Raw genomic sequence first — 7,996 nt, 5'->3', positions numbered from 1 at the left:
GAGCTGCAGACACTCCTCGCCCTCTGGACCGGCGCCTGCCCCACCTGCCACCGCGACATACCAACACCAATACGGACCTGACCAAGCCCTACTAGCTGCGGCGCGCGACCACGCGGACGAATCCCAGGGCGCGGCCCTCGTCGGCCCGCAGCATCTCGGCGACCCGGCTGGCCATCGTGCGGTGGAACTCCTCCGGGCTCTCCTCGGCGACCACCCCGCACCACAGCAGCCAGTCCCGCCAGCCGTCCGGCTGCCAGTCGGCGGCCTCGACCTCGACCGCCCCGCTGCGGGTCCAGTGCCGGCGCCACCAGTCGGCCGAGTGGAAGCACCAGTAGTCGGGCTCCCACCAGGGCCTGAGGTGCTCCGGCGGTTCGACCCCCGCGGGCTCCTCCCGCAGCGCCGGTACGACCACGCCGATCCGGCCGCCGGGCCGCAACAGACGGGCGAGCGTGGGGAGATAGAGATCGTCGGTGCCGAAGTACTGGTAGGCGTCGATGCTCACGATCGCGTCGAAGCCGTCCTCGGCGAACGGCAGGTCATGTGCCTCGGCATGCACGGGCTGCACCCGGTCGGCGAACCCCGCCTCCGCGATGCGCCGGGCGTTGTCGTCGGCCTTGATCCAGAGGTCGGCGGCGGTGACCTGGGCGTGGAACTCCCGGGCCAGGAAGACGGACGTCATCGCCCGGCCGCAGCCGAGGTCGAGCACGCGCGCGCAGGGGCGCAGGGCGTCCAGACCGAGGGCGGGGGCCAGCCATTCCAGCAGCCACAGGGCGTGCGGGCCCATCTGGTTGTCGACCACCCAGCGGGGGTCGTAGGCGTTGCTGAGCGGGTAACGGGGGTGGGTCAGGCGGTCAGTGAGGCGGTCGCCCCCGGTCCTGGTGTCGGACATGGGTGAACGGGCTCCTTGTGATCTTCGTAGTGGAAGGCGATGCGTAGGAGCTCATTCGGACCGGCAAACAATGCACCCGCTTCGGTCGTCGGCGAGGGGCCGATCAAGGCTGACCAGCGGAAGCTAGCATTTGTCGACATCATCCGCAGCAGGTTTTCTCAGGTGCGGGTACTACGCTCGCCCGCCATGACCGGATACGCGGAATCCGACACCGAACCCGAGATAACCGAGGTGGAGGCCGCGGAGGACGACGAGGATCCTTACGAGGACGCCCGTCGGGCCCGCTGGACCGCCACCGTGACCGGGGCCCTGCTGACCCTGATGGGCCTGACCGCCTCCCTGATGAGACTGGGCGGCGGCGTACCCGCACTGGTCCCGGCCGCCTATGCGGCGGGCTCCGCCGTGTGTGTGGCCGCGGGGGCGCTCGGGGCCCGGGGCCGTACCCGCAGAGCTCTTTGGCTGATGATCCTGGGGGTCATGATCATGGCTCTCGGGGACCAGTTCGACTGACGTGCCCGCCGGGGCGACAGAGTCGCCACTACTGGCCTGTGACCTGGCTCCCGGTCGCACACGCACCGGCCCCTGCACCGCGTAGAACGATCGGTTCCGCCTGCTCTTGGTGGCTGCCGCGCGCACGGGACCCCCGGCTGCCCCGGAGCAGCATCGAACCGCCCGAACGTCGCGCCGCGCATGAGAGGCTCGACGCGCTGGTCGAAGACGCGGTGGAACTGGAGAAGCACGATGTACGCGATATCCCTGGGTGACGACGGCGCCGAACTGCGCCCGCTGGAGCCCTGGCACGCCGAGGAGTTCCTGGCCCACCTGGAACGCGGGCGGGAGTTCATCGGACGGTTCATCTCCTTCGGCTCCCGGGAGACGGACGTGCCCTCCGCCCGGGCGATGCTCCAGCGGTACGCCGACCTGCGCGCCGCCGACACCGGCTCGCTGCACGGCCTGTGGCTGAACGGCACGCTCGTCGGTGGGGTGCTCTTCCTGAACTTCGACGCGGAGACCGGGAACTGCGAGGTCGGCTGCTGGCTGGAGCCGGCCGGCACCGGACGCGGACTCGTCACGCGCGCGATGCGGGTACTGATCGACTTCGCCGTCGAGCAGCGCGGCATCCACCGGATCGAGTGGGTCGCCGCCTCGGGCAACGAGCCCAGCCTGAACGTGGCCCGGCGGCTGGGGATGACCCGCGATGGCGTACGCCGCCAGGCGCACCCCTATGGTGGCCTACGGCACGACCTGGAGGTGTGGTCGATCCTCGCCCCGGAATGGCGTGAAGCACGCGCGCGTGCCGTACAGAACGATCATTAAGACGCCTCTCAGACAGGATCCGTACGGTGCCGGACATGGGAACCAAGACAGCTGACGAGACCGGTGCCGAGACGGGCACCGAGGCCACGACCGACGAGGAGAAGGTGAGCGTCACCAAGAACGCCGACGACGTGACGGAGTCCAAGACGGAGGCCGGGGCGGAGCCGGAGGCGGCGGCCGCCGGGACCGGGGCCGCCGATGCGGACGCCGACCTCGACGCGGAGGACCTGGAGGACGACGCCGACCTCGCCGGAGAGCCGGCCGAGGACCGCGCCGAGGGCCCGACCGGTGTCGGCCAGGGCGCCGCCGCCGTCGTCTCCGTCGTGCTCGGCCTGGTCTCCCTCACGGGCGGCTGGATCGGTACCGTGGCCGCCGCCCGCGAGACCCTCGTCGGCCAGCTCCAGACCTCGTCGAGCGCGAGCGTCGCCACGCAGGTCAAGGAGGTCTACGGCGACGCCTGGCAGACCACCGCGCTGTGGGCCGGCGCGTTCGCGCTGGTGGCGCTGATCACCGGCGTCGTGGTGCTCGCCCGGCCCGCCTTCGGTGCCCCCGGCAAGCCGCAGGCGCCGTGGATCAAGTCGGTCGCCTGGGCGGGTGTCGCCCTCGGCGTCATCGGCCTGCTGCTTGCCGTCCTCAAGTACTCCGACGCGCTCCTCGGACTGCCCTCGACCAGCTGAGACAGCCCAGGTCGGAAGGGGCCTTAGGACGTCCGTAAGCACCTTATGGACGACCTGAGGCCCCTTACGCGTGTCCGGACTCCGGCGGCCGCCCGAAGATGCGGAACTCTCCCGATGTGGCGCACCCCCCTGGGGGACGAAGGTGGAGGCATCGCGAGAAGCGAAGCCCGACCACCGTCTCTCACAAGGGGAACACCATGCTCGAGTTCGAACTCCACGAGGTCCGTGCCGCCGAACTGCGCCGGCAGGCCGAGGCCGCCCGCCTGGTCCGCGAGGCCGTCCGCTCCCGCCGGGCCGCCCGCAGCGAGCAGGCGGCCCGTCAGGCCGCCGTGCCGAACGAAGTCCATACCGGCCGCCGCAGCCGACGTCGGCTCCCGGGCACGGTGTGAACCGGGGGTCGGGCGGCACCGACCGCCCGGCGACCCGGAACCCGGCCGGGGGCCCGGCCGAGGACCCGGAGACCGGTGGCCGTACGGGGGTTGGCCACCGGTCTGCGGGACTGCCTTCGGGTCGTACGCCTTCGGCTCCTGCGCCTTCGGGCCGTGTGCCGGTGAGCGGGACGCTGTCCGGTCGTGTGCCGGTGGGTGGCGGGCCGTCGAGCCGCGGGCCGTCGGGCCTTGTGCCGCCGGGTGGGATGCCGTTGGGGCTTGTGCCGCCGGGCGGGATGCCGTTGGAGGGTGTGCCGTTGGACCGGTCACCGTTGGGCGGCTCCCCGCGGGGTCGTATGACAAGCGCACCGGGGCTGTGGAAAACCGCTGCCGTCCGCTCCGAGCCGCATGCGATGCTCTGGCCTGTGGAAACCAGGTCCGTGAGTCCCGTGTTCGTAGGCCGCAGCGACGAGTTGGGGACGTTGAACGACGCGCTGGCCCGTGCCGAGGCCGCCGAGCCGCAGGCGCTGCTGCTCGGCGGCGAGGCCGGGGTCGGCAAGACCCGGCTGGTCGAGGAGTTCGCCGCGGCCGCCTGCCGCCGGGGTGCGGTCGTCGCGCTCGGCGGCTGCGTGGAGATCGGCGCCGACGGCCTGCCGTTCGCCCCCTTCTCCACCGCGCTGCGCGCGCTGCGGGCCGCGCTGCCCGACGAGCTGGCCGCGGCCGCCGCCGGGCAGGAGGACGAGCTGGCCCGGCTGCTGCCGGAGTTCGGCGAGGCCTCCGCCGGCCGCCACGACGAGCAGGGCATGGCCCGCCTGTTCGAGCTCACCGCACGACTGCTGGAACGGGTCGCCGCCGAGCGCACGGTGGTCGTCGCCCTGGAGGACCTGCACTGGGCCGACGCCTCCACCCGTCACCTCCTCTCCTATCTGCTGCGCACCCTGCGCACCGGCCGGCTCGTCGTCCTCGCCACCTACCGCTCCGACGACATCCACCGCCGCCACCCGATGCGCCCGCTCCTCGCCGAACTCGACCGGCTGCGCACCGTCCGCCGTGTCGAACTCGCCCGTTTCAACCGGGAGGAGGTCGGCCGCCAGATCGCCGGCATCCTCGCCGCCGAACCCGACCCCGCCCAGGTCGACGAGATCTTCGAGCGCTCCGACGGCAACGCCTTCTTCGTCGAGGAACTCGCCGTCGCCTGGGCCGAGGGCTGCTGCACCGGGCTCACCGACTCACTGCGCGATCTGCTGCTGGTACGGGTCGAGGCGCTGCCCGAAAGCGCCCAGCGGGTCGCCAGGATCGTCGCCGAGGGCGGCTCCACCGTCGAGTACCGGCTCCTCGCCGCCGTCGCCCAGCTCGCCGAGGACGACCTCATCGAGGCACTGCGGGCCGCCGTCGGCGCCAACATCCTCACCGCCACGCCCGCGGGCGACGGCTACCGCTTCCGGCACTCCCTGGTCCGCGAGGCCGTCGCCGACGACCTGCTGCCCGGCGAACGCTCCCGCCTCAACCGGCGCTACGCCGAGGCCCTGGAGTCCGACCCGGGGCTGGTGCCGGCCGACGCGCGGGTGACCCGGCTGGCCAGCTACTGGTACCAGGCCCACGACCCGGCCAAGGCCCTGCCCGCCGTCCTCGGTGCCTCCGTCGTGGCCCGCCGCCGGCACGCCTACAGCGAGCAACTGCGGCTCCTTGAGCGGGCGATGGAGCTGTGGGACCCGGCCCCCGAGGAGATCCGCGCCGCCCTGCGCCCCGTCGACTACACCGACGTCTACCCTCCCTGCGGCTGCGATCCGGCCACGACACCGCTGCGCTATCTCGACCTGATGGCGGAGGCGGCGGTCGCGGGCCGCTTCTGCGGGGAGCGCGAACGCGCCCTGAAGATCACCAAGAGGGCGCTGCGGATGGTCGAGGTCGAGGGGGACCCCCTGCGCGCGGCCTGGTTCTGGGTGCAGCGCTCCCGCCTGGTCCAGGACCTGGCCCGGGGCGACGGCTGGCAGGAGCTCGGCACCGCCCAGGAGCTGGTGCGCGGCCTGCCGCCTTCCGAGGTGCACGCCGATGTGCTGGCCAACGTCGCCAACTGGTGCATGCTCCACGAACCCGGCCCCGAGGCCTTCGCCGCCGCCGAACGGGCCGTGGAGTACGCGCGGATGGTGGGCGCCCGGGAGATCGAGCTGAACGCCCGCATCACCGTGGGCTGCCTCATGGTCGACGCGGGCGATGTCGAGAACGGGATGGCGGAACTGCGCCGGGTCAAGGAGGCCGCCCTCCGGGAGGGCGCGGCCGGTGTCGCGGGCCGCGCCTACGTGAACCTGCCCTCCGAGCTGGACTCGGTCGGCCGCAGCGCGGAGGCGGTGCCCATCCTGCGGGAGGGCCTCGTCTTCGCCCGCAGGTACGGCCTGCTGGACTCCGAGGTGTGGATCTGGGGCAACCTCTCCGACTCGCTGTACGCGCTCGGTCACTGGGACGAGGCCGCCGAAGCCGCGGCGGGCGCCCTCGGCTCGGCCGCCAGCGCCAAGCCCCGGGGCGCCGGCGCCCTGCGTCTCGCGAAAATCGCCCTCGCCCGTGGAGACGCCGCCGAGGCCGCCCGCCAACTCGCCATCGCCCACGAGCACTACGGCACCCACGATCCGATGCCCCAGGCGCTGCTGCCCGTCGCCCGGATCGCGATCGGCGTCGCCGCCGAGGAGGGCCGGTTCCTCGACGCCCGCGCCGAGCTGGACCGCGCTCTGGGGCGCGGCTTCCCGCCGGGCACCCAGCGCTACGGCTGGCCCCTGCTGCTGGCCGCCGCCGCTGCCGAGGCCGACGCCCGCGCCCTGCCCGCGGTCGCCGACGGCCGCGCCGAGTACCTCGACCGGCTCGCCGAGGCCGTCCGCAAACTCACCACCGGTGCGCCCCTCTGGCTGGCGTACGAACGCTGGACCCGGGCCGAACTGCACCGCGCCCGGGGTACCGACACCGCCGCGATCTGGTCCGACGTGGTCACCGACTTCGAGCGCCTGGACCGTCCCTACGACCTCGCCCGGGTCCGCCGCCGCCTCGCCCAGGTCCTGCTCGAAGAGGCGTCCGGCGACGACGAACGTGACCGGGCGACCGAACTGCTCCGGCTGGCCGGGGCGGTCGCCGGCCACCTGGGCGCCCGCCCGCTCGCCGAAGCCGTCGCCCTGCTCGCCCAGCGTGCCCGTCTCAGCCTCACCACCGGCAGCCCGCGTCGGTCCCTGGACCCCGCCGAGAGCCTCGGCCTCACCAGCCGGGAGCGGGACGTCCTGCGGCTGGTCTCGGCGGGCCGCACCAACCGCCAGATAGCCGAGGAGCTCTTCATCTCCCCGAAGACCGCCAGCGTCCACGTCTCCAACATCCTGGGCAAGCTCGGCGTCTCGGGGCGCGGAGAGGCGGCGGCGGTGGCCCACCGCCTGGAGCTGTTCCCGCCCGACCGCACGGACCGCGGCGCCACCGCCGGTCAGCGCACCTGAAGCTCCAGGATCCGGTCGTCGCCCGGCTTCGGCTTCCCGCGCCCGTCGGTGTTGCTGGTCACCAGCCACACCTTGTCGCCGCCCGCCGCGACGACCGTGCGCAGTCGGCCGTACTCGCCGGTGAGAAAGGCCTGGGGTTCGGCGCCCGCGACCGTGCCCTTCAGCGGGATGCGCCACAGCCGCTGGCCTTTGAGCCCGGCCATCCAGATCACGCCGTCGACGTAGGCGATGCCGCTGGGGGAGGCGTCGTCGGTGGGCCACTGGGCGATCGGGTTCACGTACTTGGCGTCGGAGGACCGGCCCTCCGCGTTCGGCCAGCCGTAGTCGCCGCCGGGCTTGATGGCGTTCAGCTCGTCCCAGGTGTCCTGGCCGAACTCCGAGGCGAACAGCCGCTGGTCGTCGTCCCAGGCCAGGCCCTGCACATTGCGGTGGCCGTAGGTGTAGACGGGAGAGTCGGGGAAGGGGTTGCCGGGAGCCGGTTCGCCCTCCGGGGTGAGCCGCAGGATCTTGCCGCCGAGGGACTCCTTGTCCTGGGCGAGGCCCCGCTGCCCGCTCTCGCCGGTGCCGGCGTAGAGCATGCCGTCCGGGCCGAAGGCGATCCGGCCGCCGTTGTGGATGAACCCCTTGGGGATGCCTTTGAAGATCGTGTCGGGGGCACCCAGTTGCTCCCCGGCCGGCTTGCCCTGGTCCCAGAGCATGCGCACGACGCGGTTGTCGGAGGCCGAGGTGAAGTACGCGTAGATCATGTGGTCCGAGGCGAAGTCGGGGGAGAGGGCGATGCCCAGCAGACCCCCCTCACCGGCCGCGGACACCCCGGAGACGGTGCCCAGCTCGGTCTTCTTCCCGGTCCTCTCGTCGACCTTGCTGATCGTCCCGTCGTCGCGGTCGGAGACGAGCAGCCCGGAACCGTCCGGCAGCGGCGCGAGCCCCCACGGCGACTTCAGGCCCTCGGCGACCGTGCGCACCACCTTCACCGAGCCCTCCGCGGGCGCGGCCGACTCGCTCGCCCCGGCGGACGCGGACGAACCGGCGGAACCCGCCGACGACCCCCCGGCCAAGGACGGCGTGGGCAGCCCCCCACCACTGTCCCCGGAGGAGCACCCGGCCACCACCAGGACCCCGGCCACGGCCAACACGGCGGCCACACCTCGACGTTGCACGATCATGGTCCCTTCGACGGCTCCTCACTGCCGACGTTAGTGCAGCGCCCCGTCAGGGGCGCGGGACTGTGCCGATATGCGGCTCCGCCACGTGGGCGCGACCAGCCACGACGTTGCC

General features: G+C 73.0%; 7 protein-coding genes. 5 read left to right on the top strand and 2 right to left on the bottom strand.

The window, feature by feature from the left end; genetic code table 11:
* Positions 1-91: 91 nt before the first annotated feature.
* Positions 92-889 (bottom strand): methyltransferase domain-containing protein, encoded by a 798-nt coding sequence (locus AB0N16_RS35795; protein WP_365804164.1) that lies wholly within the window; start codon positions 887-889, stop codon positions 92-94.
* A gap of 186 nt (positions 890-1,075) precedes the next feature.
* Between AB0N16_RS35795 and AB0N16_RS35790 the strand changes: the two genes are divergently transcribed.
* The 5 genes from AB0N16_RS35790 to AB0N16_RS35770 all read left to right on the top strand — a co-directional run bounded on the left by AB0N16_RS35790 (position 1,076) and on the right by AB0N16_RS35770 (position 6,718).
* The gene (locus AB0N16_RS35790) at positions 1,076-1,399 is read left to right on the top strand and encodes a hypothetical protein (RefSeq protein ID WP_365804162.1); all 324 of its coding nucleotides are present in this window, start codon (positions 1,076-1,078) and stop codon (positions 1,397-1,399) included.
* Between the two features lie 231 nt (positions 1,400-1,630).
* Complete coding sequence (locus tag AB0N16_RS35785; protein WP_365804160.1) at positions 1,631-2,206, top strand: GNAT family protein; 576 nt, start codon at positions 1,631-1,633, stop codon at positions 2,204-2,206.
* A 35-nt stretch (positions 2,207-2,241) separates the two neighbouring features.
* A complete protein-coding gene (locus AB0N16_RS35780; protein WP_365804158.1) occupies positions 2,242-2,883 on the top strand; it encodes a hypothetical protein in 642 nt (213 codons plus the stop codon).
* A 197-nt stretch (positions 2,884-3,080) separates the two neighbouring features.
* Complete coding sequence (locus tag AB0N16_RS35775) at positions 3,081-3,272, top strand: hypothetical protein (protein WP_365804156.1); 192 nt, start codon at positions 3,081-3,083, stop codon at positions 3,270-3,272.
* Positions 3,273-3,664: 392 nt separating this feature from the next.
* Positions 3,665-6,718 (top strand): AAA family ATPase, encoded by a 3,054-nt coding sequence (locus AB0N16_RS35770; protein ID WP_365804154.1) that lies wholly within the window; start codon positions 3,665-3,667, stop codon positions 6,716-6,718.
* Here AB0N16_RS35770 and AB0N16_RS35765 read toward each other — a convergent pair.
* Positions 6,706-7,884, bottom strand: coding sequence for a PQQ-dependent sugar dehydrogenase (locus AB0N16_RS35765; RefSeq protein WP_365804152.1), 1,179 nt, complete (start codon positions 7,882-7,884; stop codon positions 6,706-6,708). The genes AB0N16_RS35770 and AB0N16_RS35765 overlap by 13 nt on opposite strands.
* Positions 7,885-7,996: the final 112 nt, after the last annotated feature.

Origin of the sequence: Streptomyces sp. NPDC051105, assembly GCF_040682795.1 — a bacterium.
GTDB lineage: Bacteria > Actinomycetota > Actinomycetes > Streptomycetales > Streptomycetaceae > Streptomyces.
The sequence above is the reverse complement of the archived record's forward strand: the minus strand, read 5'-3'. Positions and strand labels throughout refer to the sequence as shown.

What these genes read in the sequence shown, in the direction of transcription:
- AB0N16_RS35795 (WP_365804164.1), bottom strand. Translation starts at nt 889, where the DNA reads ATGTCCGACACCAGGACCGGGGGCGACCGCCTCACTGACCGCCTGACC.
- AB0N16_RS35790 (WP_365804162.1), top strand. Translation starts at nt 1,076, where the DNA reads ATGACCGGATACGCGGAATCCGACACCGAACCCGAGATAACCGAGGTG.
- AB0N16_RS35785 (WP_365804160.1), top strand. Translation starts at nt 1,631, where the DNA reads ATGTACGCGATATCCCTGGGTGACGACGGCGCCGAACTGCGCCCGCTG.
- AB0N16_RS35780 (WP_365804158.1), top strand. Translation starts at nt 2,242, where the DNA reads ATGGGAACCAAGACAGCTGACGAGACCGGTGCCGAGACGGGCACCGAG.
- AB0N16_RS35775 (WP_365804156.1), top strand. Translation starts at nt 3,081, where the DNA reads ATGCTCGAGTTCGAACTCCACGAGGTCCGTGCCGCCGAACTGCGCCGG.
- AB0N16_RS35770 (WP_365804154.1), top strand. Translation starts at nt 3,665, where the DNA reads ATGCTCTGGCCTGTGGAAACCAGGTCCGTGAGTCCCGTGTTCGTAGGC.
- AB0N16_RS35765 (WP_365804152.1), bottom strand. Translation starts at nt 7,884, where the DNA reads ATGATCGTGCAACGTCGAGGTGTGGCCGCCGTGTTGGCCGTGGCCGGG.